This is a genomic window from Phycisphaerales bacterium (genome assembly GCA_020852515.1).
Lineage (GTDB): Bacteria > Planctomycetota > Phycisphaerae > Phycisphaerales > UBA5793 > UBA5793.
In genome coordinates this window covers 150,238-173,932 of sequence record JADZAS010000014.1, presented here as the reverse complement: position 1 = coordinate 173,932, position 23,695 = coordinate 150,238, and the positions used below count along the sequence as shown (strand labels likewise).

General features: G+C 65.9%; 22 protein-coding genes and 1 tRNA gene. 20 read left to right on the top strand and 3 right to left on the bottom strand.

The window, feature by feature from the left end; genetic code table 11:
* Window positions 1–39: 39 nt before the first annotated feature.
* From IT430_09685 to IT430_09640, 10 genes are all read left to right on the top strand, one after another.
* On the top strand, window positions 40–765 hold the full coding sequence (locus IT430_09685) for an FkbM family methyltransferase (GenBank protein MCC6908198.1): 726 nt from the start codon (window positions 40–42) through the stop codon (window positions 763–765).
* Between the two features lie 302 nt (window positions 766–1,067).
* Window positions 1,068–1,139, top strand: a tRNA-Gln gene (locus IT430_09680).
* Between the two features lie 41 nt (window positions 1,140–1,180).
* A complete protein-coding gene (locus tag IT430_09675) occupies window positions 1,181–1,984 on the top strand; it encodes an NTP transferase domain-containing protein (GenBank protein MCC6908197.1) in 804 nt (267 codons plus the stop codon).
* Between the two features lie 17 nt (window positions 1,985–2,001).
* On the top strand, window positions 2,002–2,964 hold the full coding sequence (locus tag IT430_09670) for a ribose-phosphate pyrophosphokinase (protein MCC6908196.1): 963 nt from the start codon (window positions 2,002–2,004) through the stop codon (window positions 2,962–2,964).
* Window positions 2,965–3,021: 57 nt separating this feature from the next.
* Window positions 3,022–3,678, top strand: coding sequence for a 50S ribosomal protein L25 (locus tag IT430_09665; protein MCC6908195.1), 657 nt, complete (start codon window positions 3,022–3,024; stop codon window positions 3,676–3,678).
* Window positions 3,675–4,274 carry an aminoacyl-tRNA hydrolase gene (locus IT430_09660; protein ID MCC6908194.1) on the top strand — a complete coding sequence of 200 codons (600 nt, stop codon included), beginning with the start codon at window positions 3,675–3,677 and terminating at the stop codon, window positions 4,272–4,274. The genes IT430_09665 and IT430_09660 overlap by 4 nt, the downstream gene beginning before the upstream one ends.
* Before the next feature lie 64 nt (window positions 4,275–4,338).
* On the top strand, window positions 4,339–4,782 hold the full coding sequence (rpsF, locus tag IT430_09655; GenBank protein MCC6908193.1) for a 30S ribosomal protein S6: 444 nt from the start codon (window positions 4,339–4,341) through the stop codon (window positions 4,780–4,782).
* 50 nt (window positions 4,783–4,832) lie between these two features.
* Window positions 4,833–5,291 carry a single-stranded DNA-binding protein gene (locus IT430_09650; GenBank protein MCC6908192.1) on the top strand — a complete coding sequence of 153 codons (459 nt, stop codon included), beginning with the start codon at window positions 4,833–4,835 and terminating at the stop codon, window positions 5,289–5,291.
* A 77-nt stretch (window positions 5,292–5,368) separates the two neighbouring features.
* Window positions 5,369–5,944 carry a 50S ribosomal protein L9 gene (rplI, locus tag IT430_09645; GenBank protein MCC6908191.1) on the top strand — a complete coding sequence of 192 codons (576 nt, stop codon included), beginning with the start codon at window positions 5,369–5,371 and terminating at the stop codon, window positions 5,942–5,944.
* A gap of 180 nt (window positions 5,945–6,124) precedes the next feature.
* Window positions 6,125–8,878, top strand: a complete 2,754-nt coding sequence (locus tag IT430_09640) for a hypothetical protein (GenBank protein ID MCC6908190.1) — start codon at window positions 6,125–6,127, stop codon at window positions 8,876–8,878.
* 3 nt (window positions 8,879–8,881) lie between these two features.
* Here IT430_09640 and IT430_09635 read toward each other — a convergent pair whose 3' ends face one another.
* On the bottom strand, window positions 8,882–10,267 hold the full coding sequence (locus IT430_09635) for a hypothetical protein (GenBank protein MCC6908189.1): 1,386 nt from the start codon (window positions 10,265–10,267) through the stop codon (window positions 8,882–8,884).
* Window positions 10,268–10,473: 206 nt separating this feature from the next.
* On the opposite strand from IT430_09635, the gene IT430_09630 reads away from it, so the two are divergent.
* From IT430_09630 to sucC, 6 genes are all read left to right on the top strand, one after another.
* Window positions 10,474–12,249 carry a TolC family protein gene (locus tag IT430_09630; GenBank protein MCC6908188.1) on the top strand — a complete coding sequence of 592 codons (1,776 nt, stop codon included), beginning with the start codon at window positions 10,474–10,476 and terminating at the stop codon, window positions 12,247–12,249.
* A gap of 368 nt (window positions 12,250–12,617) precedes the next feature.
* The gene (atpD, locus tag IT430_09625; GenBank protein MCC6908187.1) at window positions 12,618–14,057 is read left to right on the top strand and encodes a F0F1 ATP synthase subunit beta; all 1,440 of its coding nucleotides are present in this window, start codon (window positions 12,618–12,620) and stop codon (window positions 14,055–14,057) included.
* 138 nt (window positions 14,058–14,195) lie between these two features.
* Window positions 14,196–14,756 carry a hypothetical protein gene (locus IT430_09620; protein MCC6908186.1) on the top strand — a complete coding sequence of 187 codons (561 nt, stop codon included), beginning with the start codon at window positions 14,196–14,198 and terminating at the stop codon, window positions 14,754–14,756.
* A gap of 257 nt (window positions 14,757–15,013) precedes the next feature.
* A complete protein-coding gene (locus tag IT430_09615; GenBank protein ID MCC6908185.1) occupies window positions 15,014–16,051 on the top strand; it encodes a hypothetical protein in 1,038 nt (345 codons plus the stop codon).
* Between the two features lie 94 nt (window positions 16,052–16,145).
* The gene (locus tag IT430_09610) at window positions 16,146–17,483 is read left to right on the top strand and encodes a YkgJ family cysteine cluster protein (protein MCC6908184.1); all 1,338 of its coding nucleotides are present in this window, start codon (window positions 16,146–16,148) and stop codon (window positions 17,481–17,483) included.
* Between the two features lie 90 nt (window positions 17,484–17,573).
* Entirely contained in the window at window positions 17,574–18,773 is a 1,200-nt protein-coding gene (gene sucC, locus IT430_09605) for an ADP-forming succinate--CoA ligase subunit beta (GenBank protein ID MCC6908183.1), read from the top strand.
* Here the strand turns inward: sucC and IT430_09600 are convergent, their stop codons facing one another.
* Both IT430_09600 and IT430_09595 read right to left on the bottom strand, forming a co-directional pair.
* A complete protein-coding gene (locus IT430_09600) occupies window positions 18,774–19,586 on the bottom strand; it encodes a DUF1559 domain-containing protein (protein MCC6908182.1) in 813 nt (270 codons plus the stop codon).
* A gap of 21 nt (window positions 19,587–19,607) precedes the next feature.
* Window positions 19,608–20,261, bottom strand: a complete 654-nt coding sequence (locus IT430_09595; protein MCC6908181.1) for a hypothetical protein — start codon at window positions 20,259–20,261, stop codon at window positions 19,608–19,610.
* 117 nt (window positions 20,262–20,378) lie between these two features.
* Here IT430_09595 and IT430_09590 point away from each other — a divergent pair, with 117 nt between their 5' ends.
* Genes IT430_09590 through IT430_09575 form a run of 4 tightly spaced genes read left to right on the top strand, consistent with a single transcriptional unit; the run spans window position 20,379 to window position 23,668 of the window.
* The gene (locus IT430_09590; protein MCC6908180.1) at window positions 20,379–21,380 is read left to right on the top strand and encodes a class I mannose-6-phosphate isomerase; all 1,002 of its coding nucleotides are present in this window, start codon (window positions 20,379–20,381) and stop codon (window positions 21,378–21,380) included.
* A 59-nt stretch (window positions 21,381–21,439) separates the two neighbouring features.
* On the top strand, window positions 21,440–22,000 hold the full coding sequence (locus IT430_09585; GenBank protein ID MCC6908179.1) for a sigma-70 family RNA polymerase sigma factor: 561 nt from the start codon (window positions 21,440–21,442) through the stop codon (window positions 21,998–22,000).
* The gene (locus tag IT430_09580) at window positions 21,997–23,145 is read left to right on the top strand and encodes a zf-HC2 domain-containing protein (protein ID MCC6908178.1); all 1,149 of its coding nucleotides are present in this window, start codon (window positions 21,997–21,999) and stop codon (window positions 23,143–23,145) included. Before IT430_09585 ends, IT430_09580 begins: the two co-directional genes overlap by 4 nt.
* Entirely contained in the window at window positions 23,126–23,668 is a 543-nt protein-coding gene (locus IT430_09575; GenBank protein ID MCC6908177.1) for a hypothetical protein, read from the top strand. The genes IT430_09580 and IT430_09575 overlap by 20 nt, the downstream gene beginning before the upstream one ends.
* Window positions 23,669–23,695: the final 27 nt, after the last annotated feature.

The window sequence follows — 23,695 nt, the reverse complement described above, 5'->3', positions numbered from 1 at the left end:
GCGCGTGGCGGTGCGATCGGCTCAGGCTATGGTACCGCCGTGGCTGAGCGACTCTCACTTCTCGACCATCTCCACTTCCTGCACCGCGCCTGGCGCTATCGGCTTCGCTCCGAGCGCGCTGAACTGGCGTTCATGCGCGGCTGCCATCTCAGGGGGAAGACGGCGGTGGACATCGGAGCGCATCGCGGGCTCTACTCCTACTGGATGCACCGCGCCGTCGGGCCCGCAGGGCGGGTCGTCGCCTTCGAGCCGCAGCCGGAGCTGCAGCAGTGTCTGCACCAGGCGCGAATCTCCTTTCACCTCGACCGGCTCACCATCGAGCGCTGCGGCGTGTCTTCGGCTCCGGGCTCGATGCGGCTGGTCCGCGATCCGCACCACACCGGCGGCGCGCGGCTCGACCGGACCGGCAAGGCGGCAGGCGATTCGCTCGAATCGTTTGAAGTGCCGGTGAAGACGCTCGATGACGTGTTTGGCGCGTGGGACGGCCCGCCGGTCGGGTTCATCAAGTGCGATGTCGAAGGGCACGAGGCGGCGGTGTTTGAGGGCGGCCGGGCTCTGCTTGAGCGAGACCGCCCGACGCTGCTCATCGAGGTGCACGACCGGCACGTGCGCGAGGGGTCGCTGTTCGCCCTGCTGGATGGACTCGGCTACGACGCTTTCATGCTCCACGGGCGGAAACTGACTCCCATGAGCGAGTACGAGCGGGTGCGGTCGGGGATCGACAAGGCGTATCTGAACTACGCCTTCCTGCCGCGCGGCGGGTGAGCGGCGGGTGCTTGGATTGACCCAATTGCACCCGCGTCTACACTTGCCGGTCTCCAACCAGGGACCGGATGGGGCTGGCTTGTGGCTTGGCCCATCCATGGGGTATCGCGGCGCGGCCGGTCGGTGCTCCAGTCTGCAGGGGACTTGGCCGCGGATCTGACCGTCCCGCGCTGGCGCTCCACGTCGGCACGCTCGGTAGGCCGCGATTACGCAGTTTCACGACTCGTCTCGGCTACGAGCCACATTCAGGAGCACACGCGGACGCCGCCTTGCCTGCTCGCGATCGCCTGATCGCACACCACTGGCCCGTGGTGTAATTGGCAACACAGCAGTTTTTGGTACTGTTATTCCTGGTTCGAGTCCAGGCGGGCCAGCTTTTGCAGTGCCGGCGGCGCACGCCCTATCAGATTCGTTCATGGCCAGCGCCTCGATCAACTCGAACTCCACTTCCGCCCAGGGCGAGCGCGCCCTGGCCGCGGTGATTCTCGCCGCCGGGCGCTCCAAGCGCATGAAGTCCGATCTCGTCAAGGTGCTCCACCCCGTGTGCGAGCGGCCGATGGTGCAGTGGGTGGTGGAGGCGTGCCGCGCCGCGGGTTGCGGTCGCATTCTCCTTGTCATCGGTTACCAGGGCGACCGGGTCCGCGACGCGTTTGCCGGCCAGAATGATGTCGAGTTCGTGGAGCAGGGCGAGCCGCTGGGCACCGGCCACGCAGTCATGCAGACGCAGCCGGCCCTGAGCGGCTACGACGGCGACCTGCTCGTGCTGGCCGGCGATGGCCCGCTCATTCGGGCCCAGACGCTGCGGCAACTCGTCGCGGCCCACCGGCGCGCAGGCGCCGCGGCGACGCTGGCGACAGCGCGGATTGCCGACCCGGCGGGATACGGCCGCATCGTCCGCGACGCGGCCGGCCGGTTCGATCGCATCGTCGAAGACAAGGACGCGACGGCCGCGCAGAAGCGCATCAACGAAATCAATCCGAGTTACTACTGCTTCGATGCGCGGCAACTCCTCGCGTCGCTGCGCCGCCTGACCAACGCCAACGCCAGCGGCGAGTACTACCTCACAGACGTGTGCGGTATCCTGCGCGGCGATGGGAAGCGCGTCGAGGTGATCGACGCCGTCAGCGCCGACGAAGTGCACAGCATCAACACCGCCGAGCAGCTCGAACACGTTTCTTCCATCCTCGCGAAACGACTGGCCGAGGGAGTGGCGCCTTGAACAATTCCGACACGAGCATGCTGCGAATCTTCGCCGGACGGGGCAGCCGCCAGTTCGGCGAGAAGATCTGCGCCCACCTCGAAATCCCGCCGGGCCAGAGCACGACGGAGCTGTTTCCGGATGGCGAGATCATCGTCAAGATCGACGAGGACGTGCGCGGGCGCGACTGCTTTGTCGTGCTTCCGACGTGCCAGCCCGTCAACGACAACCTCATCGAACTGCTCATCTTCATGGACTGCCTGCGGCGGGCCTCGGCCCGGCGCATCACCGCGGTCATGCCGTATTTCGGCTACGCCCGGCAGGATCGCAAGGACGAGGGCCGCACGCCCATCACCGCTAAGCTCGTGGCCAATCTCATCACGACTGCCGGCGCCAATCGCGTGCTGGCGCTCGATCTGCACGCGGCTCAGATCCAGGGCTTTTTCGACATTCCGCTCGATCACCTCATGGCCGCACCGGTGATTGTGGAATACCTCCAGTCGGTGCGCGAGGAACTCGGCGAGATCGTGCTCGTTTCGCCCGACGTGGGCAACGTGAAGGTCGCCAACATGTTTGCCAACGTGCTCGGCGGCGATCTGGCGATCATCGACAAGCGCCGGCGCTCAGGCAAGCAGGTCGAAGCCGTCAACATGGTCGGCGAGGTGCGCGACCGCACGGTGCTCATGATCGACGACATGATCAGCACCGCGGGCACCGTGACGGAAGCAGCGCGGGTGGTCATGGATCGAGGCGCCAGGCGCGTCATCGTCGCCGCCACGCACGGCGTGCTCGTGGGCCTGGCGCTCGAGCGGCTCGCCGAGGCGCCCATCGAGCGCATCATCCTCACGGACTCCATTCCGCTCACCGGGCGCTGTGGCCCGATCGCGGACAAACTGGTCGAACTTTCGGTCGCGCCGCTGTTTGGCGAGGCGATCCGCCGCATTCATCACAACGTTTCGGTTTCGGCGCTGTTCCGAAACCGCGTCGGGAGCAAACGATAATCGCCCGAGCGCGGGCGATGGTCTTATTTCACCCCCAGGGTTGAGATCGGGAAAGAAATGGGAAACACACCAACAGTTCGGGCCAGAAAGCGTGATCGCCTCGGAAGCCGCTATGCCCGCCGACTTCGCGCCGGCGGCGAACTTCCGGCGGTGATCTATGGCCACCAGCAGGATCCGCTCGCCGTCAGCGTCAACGAGAAGGAACTCATCACGCACCTGACGCACGGCCAGCGCGTCTTCAACGTGGCCCTCGAGGGCGGCGGCGCCGAGACCTGCCTCGTCAACGAACTGCAGTTTGACTTTCTCGGCAACAACGTCATCCACGTGGACATGACGCGCATCGACCTCACCGAGGAAGTCAGCATCCACGTTTCGATCAAGTTGAGCGGCAAGCCCGTCGGCCTCAAGACCGAGGGCGCGATCCTCCGGCTCGTCAAGGACAGCGTCGGCATCAAGTGCCTTGCCGCCGACGTGCCCTCGGAAGCGATCGTGGTGGATGTGTCGGCGCTCGAGGCCGGCGACTTCCTGACGGCCGGGCAGATCCAGTTGCCCGCGGGTCTCGCACTCGATGAGGACGCGGACGAAGTCATCGCCATGGTCTCCGTCGTGGCCGAAGAAGCCGAAGCCCCGGCAGAGGTCGAAGGCGCCGAACCCGAAATCATCGGCGAGAAGAAGGAAGCCGAGGGGGAAGGCGCGGAAGCGGAGAAGGAATGAAGGTGATCGTCGGTCTGGGCAATCCCGGTCCCGCCTACCAGAACACGCGTCACAACGTGGGGTTCATGGCGATCGACCGCCTGGCTCAGCGGCTCGCCCCGGGGGCGCCGCTGCGCAGCCAGTTCCAGGCCGCCGTTACCGAGACCCGCGCCGGCGCGGACAAGTGCCTTCTCGTCAAGCCCATGACATACATGAACCTCTCGGGAGCCACCGTGGCCGAAATCGTGCGGTTCTACAAGATGGATCCGGCGGACCTGCTCGTCATCACCGACGACGTCGCGCTGCCGCTAGGCGACATTCGCCTGCGCAAGAGCGGATCGGACGGCGGGCACAATGGGCTGGCGGACATCACGCGCCGGCTGGGGACCGAGGCCTTTCCGCGCCTGCGGGTGGGCATCGATCCTCCGGGGCGCATCGCCCGACACGACTACGTGCTGGGGCGCTTCACGCCCGAGCAGGCGCCGGTGATCGAAGAGCGGCTGGGCGTGATCGCCGACGCCGCGTGGTGCTGGGCCAACGAGGGCATCGACACGGCGATGAACCGTTTCAACACGCGCAAAGCGCGCAAGGATGATTCGCAGGAACAAGAGGACTGAACACACCGGCCGCGCCGCGGCCGCAACCCCTCTGCCGGTAAGCCGGCGGGAAAAGGATCTGATCATGACTGACCACAACGTGTACGAGTACGAAGCGATGTTTGTCTTCCCCCAGTCGCAGACGAGCGACATGGCCGGGGCGGTCAAGCACATCGAAGAGATCATCAACCGCTCCGAGGCGGAGCTGATCGCTCTGAGCAAGTGGGGCGAGAAGAACCTCGCCACGCCGATCGACAAGAACAAGCGCGGCCTGTTCCTGCTGGCCTACTTTCGCGCCCGCGGGACGCGCATGGCCAACATCGAGCGCGACTGCAACCTTTCGGAAATGATCTCGCGCTTCCTCATCATCCGCGCCGATCACCTGACGATCGAAGAGATGCAGGCCACCGACGGGCGCGACAACCTCAGCGCCGAGTCGAGCCTCCGCTCGGAAGGTTCATCGCGCGAAGAGCGCGAGCCGGTGGGCGCTGCGGCGGGCGATGACTCGGCTCCCGCGTCCGCGGAGTGAGTGAGGCGGCCCGAGCGTACGATCGTCGAAGCGACGAAAGGTGGAGCATCATGGCGTCCTACAACAAAGTCCTGCTCATGGGCAACCTGACCCGCGATCCGGAACTGCGCTACACGGCCAGCAATCAGCCGGTGGCGCAGATCGGCCTGGCGGTCAATCGCTACTACACCTCGGGCAGCGGCGAGAAGAAGGAAGAGACGACCTTCGTGGACTGCGAAGCCTGGGGCCGCACGGCTGAACTCATCAATCAATACTTCACCAAGGGTCGGCCGATCTTCATTGAGGGCCGGCTCAAACTCGACCAGTGGGAAGACCAGCAGGGGCAGAAGCGCTCCCGGCACAAGGTCGTCGTCGAGTCGTTCCAGTTCGTCGATTCGCGCGGCGGCGGAGAAGGCGGCGGTGGCGGCGGCGAGAGCCGCGGGCCGGGCGCTCCCCGGCCGGCGCGCTCGGGCGGCGCGCCTGCCGACGGGCCGCATCAACCCATCGACGAGGAAGACATCCCGTTCTGATTCACATTTCCCGTTGCGGTCCGGCGCGTGCCGGGCTGCTAACTTCCAAACCCATCAGATGATGGAAGGACAGCATCATGGCCAGAACCGTTGAATTGCTCCTGACGGAGAACATCGAAAACCTCGGCATCGTCGGCGACGTCGTTGACGTCAAGCCCGGATATGCGCGGAACTACCTCGTCCCGCTCGGCTATGCCGTGACCCCCACGGAAGGCGCCAAGAAGGCGCTCGCCGCCCGCCGCGCCGAGGTGGAGCGAGAACTCGCCGCCCTGCGCAAGGAACTCGAAGCGCTCGTCGAGAAGCTCGAAGGCTTCGAAGTCACCCTCGAGCGCTCGTGCAACGACCAGGGCTGGCTCTACGGCTCGGTCACGCAGCACGACATCTCCACGGCGCTGCGCGACGCGGGGTTCAATCGCGTCAGCGACCGGCACATCCGCATCGGCGCCGCGATCAAGCGCATCGATTCCTACGACATCCCCGTGCAGCTCGACAAGGACCTGCGCACGGAGATCAAGTTGTGGGTCGTGGCGGACCGCGAACTGAACCTCGGCCGCTCCGAAGAAGAGCAAGCGGCAGAGGGCGAGGGCGAGGGCGAAGAGGCCCAGGCGCCTGCGGAAGGCAGCGCGGCCGCACCCGAGGCGGCGGCCGGCTGAATCCAGCGTCCGCTCAACACGTTTTTCCGGCGACGCAGTGGGACGGACCCACTGCGTCGTTTGTTTGAGCGGCGTGCGCGGCGCCGCGGCGGGGTGCGCCGCTCTGATGGCTCGTATCATTGGAAACCGAGGTCAAGCGGCCGGCGCGGGCGGGTCGATGTAGTGGGTGCGAGGTGATCAGTGATACAAAGCAGTCGATCGATTGGAAGCGTCAGCAGGCTCGGCGCCAGGCTGTTCATCGCCGCGGCGGTGCATGTGGCGGCGCTGCCGCTGCCGGCGGGCGCGCAGATTCAAATCGACCCAGACGAGGCCGCTGCGGCGACGATCGAACTTGCCGCGGCCGCGCGGCGCGCCGTCGAAGCGCCGTATCTCAGTGAAGAAGAGCGCCGCGACAAGCGACTGTTCCACGGCGTGTGGAGCGACGCCGATCTCGACACGCCCGCGCGGCGTGCGCTGGCCGCATGCATCGCCGGTGACTGGCTCAACGCCGTCTTTGACGGTTCCGACGCGCCCGTGTTGTTGCAGGCTGAACGGCTGCTGGCGATCGGTGAAACCGACACAGCGCTGGCGCTGCTCGATGACGAACAATCGCCCACGGCGTGCCGGCTGCGGGCCGAGGCGCTGGACTGGAACGGGCAGTTCCAGGCGGCTGATGCGGCGATCGATCCGGTCGTGGCGGCGCTCGAGGCGGGCGAACTCGCGTCGGCGGTCGATCTGACCGAGGCCGCGCGCTGCCTGGCGTTGCGGGCGCGGCTGCGCGGCGAGCCGGCGTCGCAATACAGCGCGATCCTCACCATCACCAGCCGCGTGCACCAGACGATCGATCGACTCTACTGGCCCGCCAAGCTGGTCGAAGCGGAACTGCTCGCCGACAAGAACAACCCGAAGGAAGCCGCGGCGGCGGCGACGGAAGTGCTCACGCTCAATCCGCGCTGCGCCGAGGCATGGGCGATCATCGGCCAACTCAATCTGGACAGCTACAACTTCGCCGGGGCCGATTCGGTCGTGCAGGAACTCGATCGGCTCGCGCCCGATCACATTGGCGCGCGGCTGCTGCTCACGCGGCTCGATCTCGTGCAGGGCATGGCCGACTCGGCCGAGCAGCGCGTAAACCTGCTGCTGCGGGAAATGCCGCGCCATCGCGATGCGCTGGCTCTGCGTGCGGCGGTGGAAGCGATCCGCTACGACGAGGACGGGCTGCACCTGGCGCTGCGCGACTTCGAGGAAATCTCGGGCCGCAACCCCTGGGCGTGGTACACAGCGGGGCTGTACCTCTCGAGCAACCGGCAGTACGACTTTGCCGCCGAAATCCTCGGCGGGGCGATCGAGCGGCAGCCCAACTGGCCGGCGCCGCAGGTCGAACTCGGACTGATGTATCTTCAGTCCGGCAACGATGAGGGCGCTCTGAGCACGCTGCGCCAGGCGTGTGCACTCGATCCTTTCAACGTGCGCGCGGCGTTCAGCCTGCACCTCATCGAGAGCCTGCAGCAGTACGAGACCATCGCATCGGAACACTTTGAGATCCGCTTCGATCCGCAGTCGCCCGACCGCGCGCTGGCGATCGAGATGCTCGAACCTCTCGAGGCGATGCACCACGAGATCACCACCGCGCTGCACCACGCGCCGGATCGGCCCACGCGCATCGAACTGATGCCCAACCACAGCCGCTTTGCGGTGCGCATCTCGGGATTGCCGCAGATTCACACGATCGCGGCGTGCACGGGTCCGGTGATCGCCATGGAAGCGCCGCGCGAGGGGCCGGATCACTTCGGCACCTACAACTGGTTGCGCGTGCTGCGCCACGAGTACGTGCACACGGTAACGCTGAGCCAGACGAAGAACCGTATTCCGCACTGGCTCACTGAGGCCGCGGCGGTGTGGCTGGAGGACGCCCCACGCGACTTCGGCACCTGCCAGATGCTTGCCAGAGCATCGCTTGACGATGACCTGTTCACTCTCGACGAGATCAACTGGGCTTTCGTCCGACCAAAGCGGCCGAACGATCGCTCTCTCGCCTACGCGCAGGGCCACTGGATGGTGGAGTTCATGATCGAGCGCTTCGGGCACGCGGCTTTTCTCGAACTGCTCGATCAGTATGCGCAAGGCTTTCGCGAAGACATCGCCATTCCCAGCGCGCTGGGCGTCGGGCGGATGCAGTTCTACGAGGAATTTCTAAGCTGGGCCGGCGCGCAGGTGCAGCAGTGGGGCATGGCGCCCGAGCCGTCACTCGAAGACATCATCCGCAAACACCTCGCAGACGACCCGGAGTATGCGGAGCAGCGAAGGGAATCCCAGCGCGAGTACGGCAGCCTGATCGCCCGCGCGATCCGCGCCGCGTCAAAGGAGGCGATGGATCCGGTGGATATGGTCCGCCGGGCGATGGCATCGGTGCCGGATCCGCGGCTGCCGCGGCCCACGGTCTCGGATGGCATGCTCGATCGGTGGCTCGAACTGTATCCGGATCATCCCGATCTGCTGCGCATGCGCATCACGCGATGGCGTGGAAGCCGGGCGCTGGGGCCGGACATGATCCCGGTGCTGGACCGCTACGCCGCGGCGCGACCGGTCGATCCGCTGCCCCAGCAGATGCTCGCGGCCATTCACCTCGAATCGAACCAGCCTGAAAAGGCGATCCCGTATCTCGAGTCGATCAACCGGCTGCAGAAGTACGATGACACCTACGCCGTCGAACTGGCGCGCCTCTATCAGCAGCAGTCGCGCTTCGACGTGGCGCTGGACCGGATCGACAACGCCGTGCACATCGCTCCGTACGACGCGCGGCTGCGCGAGCAGGCCGCCGCGATCGCGATTCAGGCGCGCGATCTCGACGACGCCCGGCGGCATCTCGTCGCGCTCACGCTGCTCGAACCCGATCGCGAACAGCACGCGAAGCGGCTCGAGGCGCTCGATCGCATGATGCAGCCGGGTCAGTAGCGGTTACTCGCCTTCATCCAGATCGACGATGCGCTTGACCTCGATGACGTCGATGCGCAGGCCGGGGTCTTGGACCGCATCGCCGATCACGCCGACGTTGAGATTCAGGCGGCGCTCGACGTCGAGGCGGTTTTCGGGCTTGACGCTGAGATAGGCGATGGTGCGTCCCGTGAGTTCATCCTGGATCCGGTAAAGCAGCGGCAGGCGCCGACCGTCGAACACGTTTGAAGAGGCGAGACGGCCCTGAGCGGTGAAGACGGGCCGGCCGGCCTCGTCGCGCCAGATCTCGACTCGTTTAACGACGACGGGTTCGGATGCAGCGCGAGCCGCGTTCTTGAGTTTGCGCATCGCGTTCTGCTGGTCGAGGCGAATCTTGAGCAGATCGATCCGGATCTCGGCGACGCGCTTCTCGCCTTTCTTCTCAGTCTTCGCGGCGAAGGCTTCGTACGAACGCAGCAGCGGCTCGATCTCTGCGTCGAGAATCGCCACCTTGGTCATTTCGGCGTACAACTGCTCCAGATTCGGCAGTGTTGCTTCGATCTCTTTTTCTTTTTCTTCTTCTTCAGGCGCGGCCGGTTGCTCCACGGGCTGTTGAGTCGCTTGCTGTTCTTCGGCTGGCGCGGCTTCAACGACTGGCTCAGGCGCGGGCTGCTCGATCTCGGGCTGGGGCTCCGGCTGAACCGGTTCCGGTTGCGCCTGTTCCGGTTGCGACGGCTGCTCGACCGGGGCCGCCTCGGGCTGCGCCTGCGGCTGCTCGTCGGGTTCGCCTTGTGGCGTGGTGGGCGCCGGCGCGTCCGGCTCCGCCTTGGCCGCGTCTTCCTTCAGCTTCTTCTTCCACGCGGCGATCTCCTCGTCCGTCGCTTTGCGAAGGAATTGAGCAAGCACGTAGACATCCACCTGCTCGGGCATGTCGACTTTGAGAAACACGCCGCTCTCAGCCGTGGGCACTTCGCCCAGCACGTGGAGGATCGTGTCCGGCTCGATGCGCGACTTGCGGAAACACTGGGCCGGATCCTCGCTGATCGGATAGAGCACGGGCACGCGGCCGAGCGCGCGGACGGTGCCGGCCTTCTCGCCGTCGGCCACATCCTGGCGCGCGACGAAACCGGTCAGGCCCGGCGGGGGCGCGACGGCCGCCCAGCCGAACGTGTTGATGCTCTTGACGAGCACCACGTCGCCCTTCTTGAGCGTGCCGATCTTCTCGAACTGCTCCGCGCGGCCGCTGTGGATGTTGACGCGATCGGTATCGACCACCGCGTGCCACGCGTCGGACCCGGGCGGGTTCTGCGCAAGCGCCGAGTGCTGAACCGGGCCGATTACGGCAAGGATCGCCAAGGCGACCGCCACGACCGTGCTCCACCGCTGACCTACAGTACGCCATCGACCCATGATGAGGCCTCCCGGAAACTGGGTGTCGTTCATCATGACATCGTAGACGCGATCGCCGGCTTCCTCACCTTGCAGTGTCAGAGGACTCCTCGGCCGACGAACGCTCCGGCCGCGGCCGTGTGCCGGCGCCGCGGCCGCGGAAAGCCTGAACCCGATGGACAGGATGACGCCAGCCCATGCACCATTCTCGACCTAGCGTGACTGCCATGCCCACTCGTTCCGTTTTCCCCTTTGCGGTCTTTGTTGCGGGCATCGCGGCGGCCAGCGCCTCGCTGCAAGGCTGCAAGAGCCCGCTCAAGACCACCTCGGAAGCCGAACTGCGCCGGTCTCTGCAGTCGGCCGTGCATGACCAGGTCGGGGAGCGCCTCCCGCGCGACTTGACGCTGACGCCCGAACCAAGCGGCCTCGAAGGCGAGTTCATTCCCCAGAGCCGCATCGGCGAACTGGAGCGCATGGCCGGACCCGTCGCGAACACGGCGATGCCGGTCATCGAATTCGGCGCGAATCTGCAGGGCGAAGAGACCCGAACGGTGCCCGTGAGCCTGCGCGAGGCGATTCTTTCGGCGGTGGAGAACAACCTGTCGGTGCAGATCGGCGCGATCACGCCGGCGGTCCGCGAATCGGACATCACGCGGGCCGAGGCGCGCTTCGACGCGGTGTTCTTCTCCTCGCTCATCTTGACCAAGCTCGACGAGCCCTCGCCGACGGCGCTGATCCGCGGCACGCCCATCGGGCTGGGCATCCTGCAGCGCGACGAGCGCCAGCTGGCCACGGGAATCCGCAAGAATCTCATCACCGGCGGAAGCGTCAGCCTGTCAACGTCAATCACGCGCACAGAAGACGAGTCGCCCGGCCGCGAGACCGCCCCCGACCCCGCGTATGCCTCGACGGTCGAACTGGTGCTCGAGCAGCCGCTGCTTCGGGGGTTCGGCTCGGAAGAGAATCTCTCGGAGATTCGCCTGAATCGCAACGCACACCGCCGGGCGATCGAAGAGTACCGCTCGACGCTGCTGCAGACGGTCAGCGACACCGAAGCCGCATACTGGAATCTCGTGGCGGCGCGGCAGTCATTGCTCGTGCGCCAGCGCCTGCTGAACCGCGGCGTCGCGACCAAGGACATCCTCGTTCGGCGCGGCGAGTACGACACGGAGCAGGCCCAGATCTCCGACGCCATCGCGCGCGTGCAGAATCGGCAGGTGGATCTTCGCCGTTCGCGCGATGAGGTGCTCCGCGCTTCAGATCGGCTCAAGCAACTGATGAACGCGCCGGGCCTGCCGGTGGGCGGCGAAATGCTCATCGAACCCGTGGACGTGGCGGTCTCGGAAGGCATCACCTTCAACTACGCCGACATCATCTCGACGGCGCTGCAGAACCGGCCGGAACTGCGCCAGGCGCTGCTGGCCATCGACGATGCGTCGATCCGGCAGATGCTTGCCGAGAACCTCCGCCTGCCGGCGCTCGATCTCTCTACCACGGTCCGCTGGAACGGCCTGGACAACTCCTTCGAGGACAGTTACAACCGGCTCGGCGAGCAGGACTTCATCGATTACATCCTGCAGCTGCGATTCGAGCACCCCATCGGCAACCGCGAGGCGCAGGCGAACTACCGCTCGGCGCGCCTGATGCGCGTTCAGTCGGTGCTGGGCTACCGACAGGCCGTGCAGAACGTGACGCTGGATGTAAAGACGGCGCTGCACGACGTGAATCTCAACTTCGATCTGCTCGGCCCGACGCGCGATGCGCGGCTTGCCGCCGCCGAGAATCTGCGCACGATCGAAGTGAAGGAAGAGTTCACGCAGGCGCGGACGCCGGAATTCCTGAATCTCAAATTACAGCGGCAGGAGCTGCTCGCGGCGGCGGAACTCGAGGAGATCCGGGCCGTGGTCAACTACCAGATCGCCGTGGCCAATCTCTACAACGCCATGGGAATCGGGCTCGAGCGGAACCAGATCAAGTTCGCCGTCCCCGACCCTGGGCAGTAGGGGACGGCGAACAGGAAGAAGGAGAGAGTCGAAGCAAACGGGCGCGGCTCTCTTTCGGGAGCACGAGCCCGGGGCCGCCGGTGAAGCGGCCCGCAAACCGGGGCTTGGGAGGCGGACGCCGCGGTCGGGCGGCGCCCGCTTGAGGCTGGCCACGAGGCCCGGGTTCACCTGTACACTCGCAAAAGCCGCCGGGGGTGGACAAAAAACTCCCGCTGTCGGCGCCCCGCGCGGCTCATGGCTTGCGTTGCCAGCGCGCCGGGGCGTTCCTACTGTTGGGCTCTCATCGGGCTAGATTGTGAAATATGTCACGAATTCGCCGCGGCAGCCAGACCGGCCCCGGCATGAACCAGCAGAAGGACCCTCCCAGCATGGCTAGCAAGGGCGAAGTGATCCAGGTCATCGGCTCCACCTTTGATGCGCAGTTTCCCGAGACCGACATCCCCGACATCTACAACGCCGTAAAGGTCAACGCCAAGAATCGCGGCGTCGAGATCAAGATCACCGGCGAAGTGCAGCAACACCTCGGCGGCGGCCGCGTCCGCGCCGTCGCGCTCGGATCGACCGACGGCATGAGCCGTGGGATGGAATGCCTGGACACCGGCTCATCGGTTCGCGTGCCCGTGGGCGAGGCGGTGCTCGGCCGCGTGTTTAACCTGCTGGGCGAACCCGTGGATAAGAAGGGCCCGGTGCACGCCAAGGAAACCCGGCCGATCCACCAGATGCCGCCTGAGTTCAGCGAACTCTCCGCCAAGACGGAGATGCTCGAGACGGGCATCAAGGTCGTTGATCTCTTGTGCCCGTTCGTGCGCGGCGGCAAGATCGGCCTGTTCGGCGGGGCGGGCGTGGGCAAGACCGTCATCATCCAGGAAATGATCGCCCGCGTCGCCAAGAACTTCGGCGGCTACAGCGTGTTCGCCGGCGTGGGCGAGCGCACCCGCGAAGGCAACGACCTGTGGCGCGAAATGGGCGAAGCCGTCTACACCGACGCCGACGGCAAGCAGGCGCGCGTGCTCGACAAGGTCGCCATGGTGTTCGGCCAGATGAACGAGCCGCCGGGCGCGCGTCTCCGCGTTGCTCTCTCGGCGCTGACGATGTGCGAACAGTTCCGCGATGAGTCCGGCAAGGAAACCCTGCTCTTTGTGGACAACATCTTCCGTTTCACCCAGGCCGGATCGGAAGTTTCCGCGCTGCTGGGCCGCATGCCTTCGGCCGTGGGTTACCAGCCCACGCTCGGCACGGAGATGGGCGAGCTGCAGGAGCGCATCACTTCCACCAGCCGCGGCGCCATCACCTCGGTGCAGGCGATCTACGTGCCGGCCGACGACCTGACCGACCCGGCCCCGGCGACGACCTTCAGCCACCTTGACGCGTTCGTCGTGCTCGAGCGTTCGATTGCGGAAAAGGGCATCTACCCCGCGATCGACCCGCTGGCTTCGACGAGCCGCATCCTCGATCCGGGCATCGTCGGCGAGCGGCATTACAACATCGCCAAAACTGTGCAGGGCATCCTGCAGCGCTACCGCGACCTCAAGGACATCATCGCGATTCTCGGCGTGGATGAACTGAGTGAAGAGGACAAACTGACCGTCAGCCGCGCGCGCAAGATCGAGCGCTTCCTCTCGCAGCCGTTCCACGTGGCCGAGGTGTTCACCGGCCAGCCGGGCATCGACTCGAAACTCACCGAGACGCTTGACTCGTTCGAAGCGCTGTGCAAGGGCGAGGGCGACGACCTGCCGGAAGGCGCTTTCATGTACGTCGGCACGCTCGAAGACGCCCGCGCCAAGGCCGCAAAGATGGCCAGTGCATAAGAGCTGCCCCTGACAATCCAGACTTCAGGGCCTGCGACATCGGTCGCGGGCCCTTTTCATTGGTGATTCGCCCGCGCAGTGCCATGACGGCAGGCGCTCGCGACATCTGCCCGCAGCGCCGCAGCGCGGGAGGTTGTCATGCTTACACGCCGAACACTGACGATTCGCGCCCTGCTGTCAGCAGTCATCGCGGGATCGCTGCTTGCCGCCGCTGGGCCGCGACCGGCCGGGCGCCAGTCGCGGCCGATGACGCCCTTCGTCACCTGGTCCGGCGCGTTCAGCCAGGTGCGCCAGCCGGCGATCGAGCGGGCGGTGAGCCGCGAGCAGTGGGCAGCGCTGTGGAAGCGCCACGTCGGCCGCAATGGCGAGCGGAACGCGACGAACGTGCTAGTCATCCCCGAGATCGACTTCGATTCGTGCATGGTAGTTGCGGTCTTCGGGGGCGAGATGACGCAATGCAACGGCAGTCGCATCGTTCGGATCGACGAGTTCGACGATCACCTGCTGCTGCGCTATGAGCGGCTGGATTTCGAAGTCTCGGTTCGCAACGGCGCCGATGCGCGGCTGGTGGATGTGACGCCGTACGGCATCTTCGTGCTCCCGCGTTCGCACAAACGAATCGTGGTCGAGGAGGCGGTGCCGAGCATGTTCGGCCGGCCGGCGGACGCTCGGGCGGTGGGCGAGATTCCGGCCTTCTAAGCAGGGGCACGGAATGAAAGCGCCCCCGGGCGCTTCTTTGATGCCGGGAGCGGTTATCTGGGGCGTCCCATGGAGAGGGATGGCCGTGGCGGCGGCCGGCGCTGTCGCCAGGGGGCGAATTGTCCGATGGTGACAGGCTGAATGAGCATGTCCGGCCGGGGGCCGGCGCTATGATTGCCACCCATAAGGCGGAACATTTCCGGACGGCACAGCGGCCGGCCCGCACAGAGCACACGACCACATTCCAGGAGGCTGAGATGTCCCTTCTTTCCATCGATCATTCATCGCGCCGCAAGGCGTTTCGGCGCGGCTGGACCTGCGGGCTGATCCTCACGGCCGGCCTGGCCACCGTCGCCTGCGGTCAGGACCACCCGGCGCCGCCCGCCGCCACCGCCGCCGGAGACTCTGCCGCCTCCAGCGACGTCTACTTCGGCCCCAAGTTCAAGAAGGACCGCGTCGTCGTCTACGAGTTCCGCGCTGAGAACATGAGCGTCCAAACGCAGAACGACCTGGACATGATCGACTCCAACTTCGTCAACTCGGTCATGCGCTTCACGGTCAATGACGTCAACGAAGACGGCTCGGCGGACCTGACGATGACCTACGACCGCATCTTCACCTCCGGTGAGGCGTACTTCGGCGGGAGTTACGTCTTCGACTCCACGCAGGAAGCGCAGGACCCCGACACCGACGCCAAGATCATCGACGCGCTGCGCCAGCTGGCGAATTCGACCGTCAAGTTCCACGCCGATGCGCACGGCAACGTCGATCCGGCGAGCGTGACGGGCACCGAAGACGCCTGCGCCGCGATGGATGAAATCGTGGCGCTCAAGGGCCGCGTCGGCGAGTTCAACTCAAACGGCCTGGCCGAACTCTTCGAGAGCACCTGGCGCGTCGGCAACGAAACCTACTCGCGCAACGTCACGCAGCCCTGGCAGGACGTCCAGAAGACGCCCGTCGAGGGCCTCGGCACCTGGACGTTCACCAGTGACTACCAGCTGCTCGACCAGACGCCCGAAGAAATCGTGCTGGGCATGAAGATGGTCATGGACCTCGAGTTCCAGCCGCCCGACGTGCAGATCGAGGGGATGCTCAAGGTGCTCGAAACCAAGTTCGACATGCTTCGCGGCGACTTCCGCTACCGCTGGGATCCCGTGAACAACGAACTCGTCGAGCGCAGCGGTGAACTCGAGTTTCGCTGGCTCATCGTGCAGGAAGGCATCTTCGAGGGCGAAACCGTCCGCACCGACCAGCACCAGCACGTGAAGTCCTCCATGACGCGCATCGAAGGCTGATCCGCCACGCGGCGCGACCGATCGAACATCGAAACACCCCCGGGTCGTATACTCGGGGGTGTTTGCGTTGCCTGGCGGCCGGCTTGAAATTTGAATGACCATGCGTTCGCTTCCCATCCTCATGCCGCGCACGAGCGAGCAGCGGTATTCGTGCCACGGTTGCGCCGGCTGCTGCCGCGACTTCACCGTTCAGTTGCGGCCTGACGATCTTGCCAGACTCGAAGCGCAGAACTGGACGGAGCGTCTGGGCCAGTCGCCCATCGTCGAGTTTCGCGGGCGGCAGTGGCTGCGCCAGCGCGAAGATGGCTCGTGCATCTTCCTCGAATCGGACGGCCGCTGCCGCATCCACGCGGAGTTCGGCCTGGAGGCCAAGCCTCTGGCGTGCCAGATGTTTCCGTTCATGCTCTCGCCGGGTGAGAAGGGGCTGCGCATCGGACTGAGTTTCGCGTGCCCTTCGATGATTCACAATCGCGGGGCCGAGATTGCCTCGCACGCCGACGACGTGCGGCGGATGGTGCGGCTCATGCCAGAGATTGCGCAGGGCCGGGTGCGACCAGTGCAACTCAACGCCAGTCTCGAAGCGAGCGGCGAAGAAGAGGAGCAGGTCGTCCGCACGTTCGAGCGGGTGCTGGGCCGGGTCGATCTGCCGATGAGCACGCGCCTCGACGGCGCTGCGTGGCTCACGGAGATGCTCGCGCAGGCCAAACTCGAAAATGTACGCGGCAGCCGGCTGCGCGACCTGCTCGATCTGCTGGGCGATTCGTTTGAAGAGGAGATCGAAGCCGCACCGCCTCAGCCACCGACGAAGAGGCAGATGAAGGTGTTGCGGCAGATCGTCTTCGCGCACGTCGAAGATGTGAAGATCGGCGCGGCCCATCGGCGCGGCATCGGTGGGCTGGCGATCGGACAATTCTGGCGGCATCACACGTTCGGCCGCGGCAGTGGCGCCGTGCCGCCGTTCGCGCGCGGCTGGCCTGAGGGGCTCACGTTCGACATGGCCGATCGAGCCGGCCCGGCGACGGATGATGCGCACGTCAGCGCCGTCGACGCCATCTGGCTGCGCTACCTGCGCTCGCGCATCATCACCGGCCGGGCGTGGGGGCCGGGGTACTACGACTGGCCGATCATCGAGGGACTTCAGGCAATCTGGATGATGGTCGCGGCGACCGGCTGGCTGGCGCGGCTGCACGCGGGGGCGCAGGGGCGGACGGAAGTCAACCTCGCGGACCTGGAAGCCGCGCTGCTCCGCACTGACCGCGCCGCCGGCCGGGCGCCGTGGCTGGGCTCCAAGGGCGAGCGGCTGCGCCTCGCCTGGCTCACGCAGGGCGGCGGCCTGAGGCGGCTGGTGCACGCGATGCGCTTCACCGACGAGACTTCGGAGGAAGACGACGAGGCGGATGCAGGTGATTCTCCGGAAGTGCTCGGCCGCTGATGACGTTTGCAGGTCGGGGGCTACACTTTCCGCTTCCGCGATGCGCATCGCGGTTCATGCTCACTTCTCAGGGTGAAAGGGCGCCTGCCCATGAAAGTTCACGAGTACCAGGCCCGCCAACTCCTCGCTGACGCAGGCATCCCCGTTCCGCCTGGCGTCGTCTGCACCGATGCGACGCGCGCGGCTGAAATCTATAAGCAGGTCTGCCGCGATGCGGGCACCCAACTGGCCGTGGTCAAGGCGCAGGTGCACGCCGGCGGGCGCGGCAAGGCGGGCTTTGTCAAGCTCGTGCGCTCGGCGCAGGAAGCCGAGGACGCCGCCAAGTACATGCTCAGCCACCGCATGATCAGCCCGCAGACGGGCGCGGAAGGGCTCGAAGTCAAGAAGCTGCTCATCGCGGCCGGCGTCGATATCGCCCGAGAGTTCTACCTCGCCATCACCACCGATCGCTCGCGCAACACCAACACGCTCATCGCGTCGGCCGAGGGCGGCGTGGAGATCGAGAAGATCGCCGCCGAGCGGCCGCAGGCGATTATCAAGATGCCGCTGCATCCGCTGGTGGGCCTGCAGGCGCACCAGGCGCGCGAGGTGGCGTTCCGCCTGGGCTTCACGGGCGGGCAGGTCGGCCAGGCCGTGAAGATCATGCTCAACCTCGCGAAGCTGTTCGTTTCGAAGGACTGTTCGCTGGCGGAGATCAATCCGCTCATCGTCACGCCGCCGACGGAGTCGCAGCCCGACGGCGTGGTCATGGCCATCGACGCGAAGTTCAACTTTGATGACAACGCGCTCTTTCGCCACAGCGACATCAACGAACTCTTTGACCCGACGGAGGAAGATCCGGCGGAACTGCGGGCGTCCAAGTTCGGCCTGTCGTTCATCAGCCTCGATGGCAACATCGGGTGCCTCGTGAACGGCGCGGGTCTGGCGATGGCGACGATGGACATCATCAAACTGCACGGCGGCGAGCCGGCCAACTTCCTCGACGTCGGCGGCAGCGCCACCGAAGAGGCGGTGACCGAGGCGTTCCGCATCATCCTCGCCGACAACAAGGTGCAGGGCGTGCTCGTGAACATCTTCGGCGGCATCATGCAGTGCGACCGCATCGCGCGGGCGATCGTCAACGCCGCCAAGGAAGTGGGCTTCAGCGTGCCGCTGGTCGTGCGTCTCGAAGGCAGCAACGTCATCGAGGCGCGTCAGATCCTCGACGCGGCGCGCAAGGAAATCCCGACGATGTGCACCGCAGGTGATCTCACCGACGCGGCCAAGCAGGTGTGCGCTGCAGTGGCGTAGTCAGCGCGGGTTGTTCACCCAGCCGAACGGTGTGGTCCAGTTGCCCATGTTGTACTTGCGGCCCTTGACGGCGAAGAGGAAGTCCCACGCATCGAGATCGCCCGGCTCGCGCCAGTCCCACCGACCCGCTTCCGCAGCGCGGATACCCCACACCGAGCCGTCGATGAAGCCGATGTTGCCGACGCCTGTATGGCGATCGGTAATCTGGTCTTCGTTCGCCCACGCGCCGTCGTCGATGTCCTGATTCCACCAGTATTCATCTTCCTCCACGAGCGATGGCGGCGGGATCTGGTTGAGTGGCGAGTTGTTTCCTTCTTCAGGGCGCTCGCGATAGAAAAAAGGCCACTGGAGTTCCAGCTTCGCGCCGCCCATGTTGTGCGGCATTGTGTAACTGAACAGCTGATTCGCCAGGCGCTTTTCGGTTGGGCATTCGAAGATCAACTCGACCTCCTGCACGTACTTCCACAACAAGCCGTTGTAGGGCGGCAGGTTGTGCGGAAAGACGTAGCCCTGTCGCGGCGGGTTGTTCTTGCCGCACCAGTCGAGTCCGCGGGGATGTGTCGCAGTGCCGGGCAGGATGTTCTTTGGATCATCCTGCGCGTAAAAGTGCTGAGCGAGCAGAATCTGCCTCATATTGCTCTTGCACTTAGCGTTCCGCGCCGCTTCGCGCGCGGCCGAGAGCGCCGGCAGGAGCAGGGAGATGAGCAGGGCGATGATGGAGATGACCACGAGCAGTTCGATGAGGGTAAAGCCACGTTCGGGGCCGGCGCCGACGGGACGCGACGCAGGCCTTGCCGGAGAACCATGCTCCATGAGTCTCTCCTTCGAACCGGTTCAGAAGCGCAGGCGAACGGACAAGCCACACGATGAGTTGAAGCGGATGTACGAGCCGCCGTAGTACGAATGCGAGCCGCGGTACCCGCCGTAATGCCCACCCCCATACCCACCGTAGTAGCGCGAGCCGCACGAATACGAGGGGCGATAGCAGAAGGCGTAATTCGAAAACGACGGCCGCCAGTAGTAGTAGAAGCCGGGGTAGTACTCGTAGCCGTACCACGCGCCGTACCCGTAGCCCGACCGGTAGCGCCGGGCGTAGTACATGTTCTCGTAGTACGAGTAGTTCAGGTGCCGGCGATGGGCATAGGGATCGAGCCGCAGATCGACTTCACCGCTCGGCTGGCCGCCGCTGATCACTTCCGTCCGCACGTAGCCGGGCTGGATGTACGCGGCCGTCTGAACCGGCGCGAGGGTGGAAGCGCTGCTTACGACGCCCTGTCTCGTGATCAGCCGCGCCCGATTCGGCTGCGAATACACTTGGCTGTAGGTCCGCTGAACCGGGCGGGCCTGGATGGTGACGCCCTGATCCCGGCCATCCACGACGACCTGCCCAACCGCGACCGAGGCCAGCGATGCGGCGATGCAGATTGACGCCACGCCGAGACGGGCCATTGAGAAAATGCGACGACGCGACTTGATGTTCGGTGACATATGCTGACTCCGTTCCGCGCCCGACCGCCGGGACCTATGCCGTCTCTTCGATAGCATACCTGATTCCGGCAGTTCGTGCACGTCAAATCCGAGGTTTTTGCTCCATTATCAGCTTCCATGCAACTCTATCCGCTTCGTTTCAAACCCGTCTTCGTCCCCAAGCCGTGGGGAGGCCGCCGCATCGCGAGCCTCGGCCGCGACCTGCCCCCATCCGGCGAGCCGATCGGCGAGTCGTGGGAGCTGGTCGATCTGCCGGGCTGCTCGAGCGTAGTCAGCAACGGCCCGCTCGCCGGCCGGACGCTCCACGACGTGCTTGCGGCCGACCCGCGAGCCGTGCTTGGCGACGTGCGGCCCACGGGAGAGGGCGGCTTTCCGCTGCTCGTCAAGTATCTGGATGCGCAGCAGAACCTCTCCGTGCAGGTTCACCCGGATGCGGCCCATGCGGACCCGGATCGGGGAATCCGCAGCAAGACCGAGGCGATCTACATCCTCCACGCCGAGCCGGGTGCGGTGGTGTACCGGGGAATCAAGCCGGGCATCACGCCGCAGCAGTTCCGCAAAGACATCGAAAGCGACCGGGTCGTCGAAGATCTGATCCAGACGCCGGTGAAGCAGGGGCAGTGTCTGTTCCTGCCCGGCGGCACCTGCCACGCGTACGGCGCCGGGATCATGGGCGTGGAAATTCAAACGCCCGGCGACACCACCTATCGCCTCTACGACTGGGGTCGCACCGACCGGGAAATGCACATCGATCAGGCGATGGCGTGCATCGATTTTGAGGCCCGCGACTTCGCGCGAGCCGAGCGACGCACCCACGTGGCCGGCGTGTTCACGACGATGAGCAAGCTGTGCTCGTGCGATGCGTTCACCATCGAGAAGGTGCGCATGGTCGAGGAATACGGCCAGGAGATTCCGTACGACCGCCCGGCGGTCTGGGTGGTGCTCGAAGGCGAGGGCGTCATCACCGGCAGCGCTGCGGGCATCGACGTGGAGTTCGGCAGCGGAGATGTTCTGCTGCTGCCCGCCTGCCTGCACGACGCGGCAGTGAAGATCCGCCGGAATACCGTCTGGCTCGACGTCCAGTTCCCCCGCGCAGGGACCGATATCCTTCTGGCGTAGCCGGTTTCCCGCCTGCCCGGATTGGAATACGACGCCCCGCCAGGCGTCTGATTGATGACATGCCGCTTGCCCTGACCGAACACGATCTCGGAAGGCTGATGAAGGACCTTGGGCCTCGCCTGCTGGCCCTGGCCCGGGGAATCTGCCGCGATACGGCGGTGGCCGAGGACGTGGTGCAGGAGGCGTTCGTCAAACTGTGGAACAAGCCGCCGGATGGGCCTGAGCAGGTCGTGCCGAGTTGGCTCAAGCGGGTGGTGGTGAATCTCTCGATCAACCACCTCCGCCGCAGGCGCAACACCGAGCCGCTGCCCGAGTTCAGCGACGACCGCAACCTGCGGCACGAGCAGCGGCCCGACAAGGCCGTGGACCTGGCCGACAACATGGCGCGGATGCAGCGGGCGCTGGGGCGCCTGCCCGATGACAAGCGGGCGATTCTGGTGATGAAGGTGTACGAGGAGATGAGTTACGACGAGATCGCCACGGCCCTGGAAGTGCCCATTGGCACGGTCATGAGCCGGCTCAATCGCGCGCGAGCGGCGCTGCGCGATGAGATGGAGGCGGAACTGAACCACGCGGAAGCGGAGCCGCTGATCTTCCCGCTTCGACGCAAGCAGGGGTGAAGACGACCGAGGTGATGACCATGCAGCGCTACGAATGTCAGGACGTACAGGCCGTGCTTTCAGGGCTCCTCGACGGCGAACTCGATGCGACGACTTCGCATCTCGCCGAGGCGCACCTGTCGCAGTGCGCGCCGTGCCGGACGCTGCTGCAGCAGGCGGAAGAGACGGATGACCTGCTCCGCGCGACGGTCGGGTCCTATGCCGCTTGGCCATCTGACCTCGATCGCCGGATTCGCACGGAGGTGTTCGGCCAGGCCGAGGATGCAGCGCACGCGCGAGGCCGCAGGCGGTTGCTCTTTGCCGCGTGGAGCGGCTGGTCGATCGCCGCGGTCGTGATGCTCGGTTTCGGATTGGCGCTGTCGCAAGGCTGGCTGGGTGGATCCACACAGCCCGGCGGGAGCGTGGCGGTGAACGAGATCGCCGCACCCAGTTCGCCCCGGCAGTGGGTCCCGCCAGTGGGCAGCGAGATGGCCAGCACGACGCTGTTCGACCGTCAGCAGCGCGATGTGCCGGCTGTCGGTGAGATTGCCGCGGCGCCCGAGTCGCCGGAAGTTGGCGGAACTGTCGAAGCGCATCCCGGCGGCGAAGCGTTGGCGACGGCGCCGGCGGCGGAGAGTGAGCCGGCCGAATCGGCTCGGCAGCGCCCCGAGACGCCGTCGTTCAGCCAGGCGGCCCTCGCGGGAGTCGAAGCAGAGATGGAGGCGTCCGGCTGGCTTCAGGCGCTGGCGGCGAATCTCCCGTCTCGTGCGGTGGAGGAACCCGAGCCGGCGCCCATCGCGGCCGAGCAGCCGGAGGAAACGCTGGCAATCGCGAGCGAACCGGCCGGGAACGCGGGCACGGGCGAGGTGCTCCACCAGGCGTCGATTCTGCTGACGGTACTGGAGCAGGCCGGCGATGAATCGTTCAGCGACGTGCGCCTCGTCCAGCAGGCGCTCAGCAGTGATGATGTGCTCGAACGGCTGGCGGTGGCGCGCAATGATCTGCAGTCCCCCGATTCCGTTGACCTCGTGAACCGGGCGTGGTCGATGCTGGAGTGGACCAACGGCAGCGTCGATCAGGATGAACTGGAGCGCGTGAAGCGGTCCATTGCCATGCAGGATCTTCCGAGGCGTCTGGAGCGGCTCAGTGACGAGTACTGGAACTGATTCGGCGCGAGGCGGCCCCACGGCGTGGGCGGGAGCGGCGGCCACGGCATCCATCGGCGTGCTGCTGCTGCTTGTTGCCGGCGGGTGCAACACGACACTTGCCGATTACTCAAGGCGCCCGCCGGTGACGGGACTGGCCGCCGAATCGAACCCCGGTGCGACACCAGGCGCAGCGCCCGGCGAACCCGTTTCGCGCGTGATTCAGATCGAACCCGAGCCCCAGCGCGACGCCCAGCTGGATGCGCTGGTGAAAGAGTCGCTCGACCACCTGCGCTCGGGGGAGATTCCTGAAGCCCTTGAAGTGCTCACGCAGGCCCAGACGGTCGAAGGCTGGATGCACAGCGAACACGCCCCGGCGGTGCTCTTCTGGACCGGGCACTGCTACGACCAGCTGGGCGAGCGGAATGCGGCCATGGCGTCGTTCCGGCGCATTACGATCCAGTACCCGCGATCGGCGTTCGCCGAGCGGGCGGTGCGGCGGCTTCGTGAACTGCGCAGCCGCCAGGGACAGAATCGCCCGTAAATCTCGCCGTTGGCCGGCCCTGCGCGC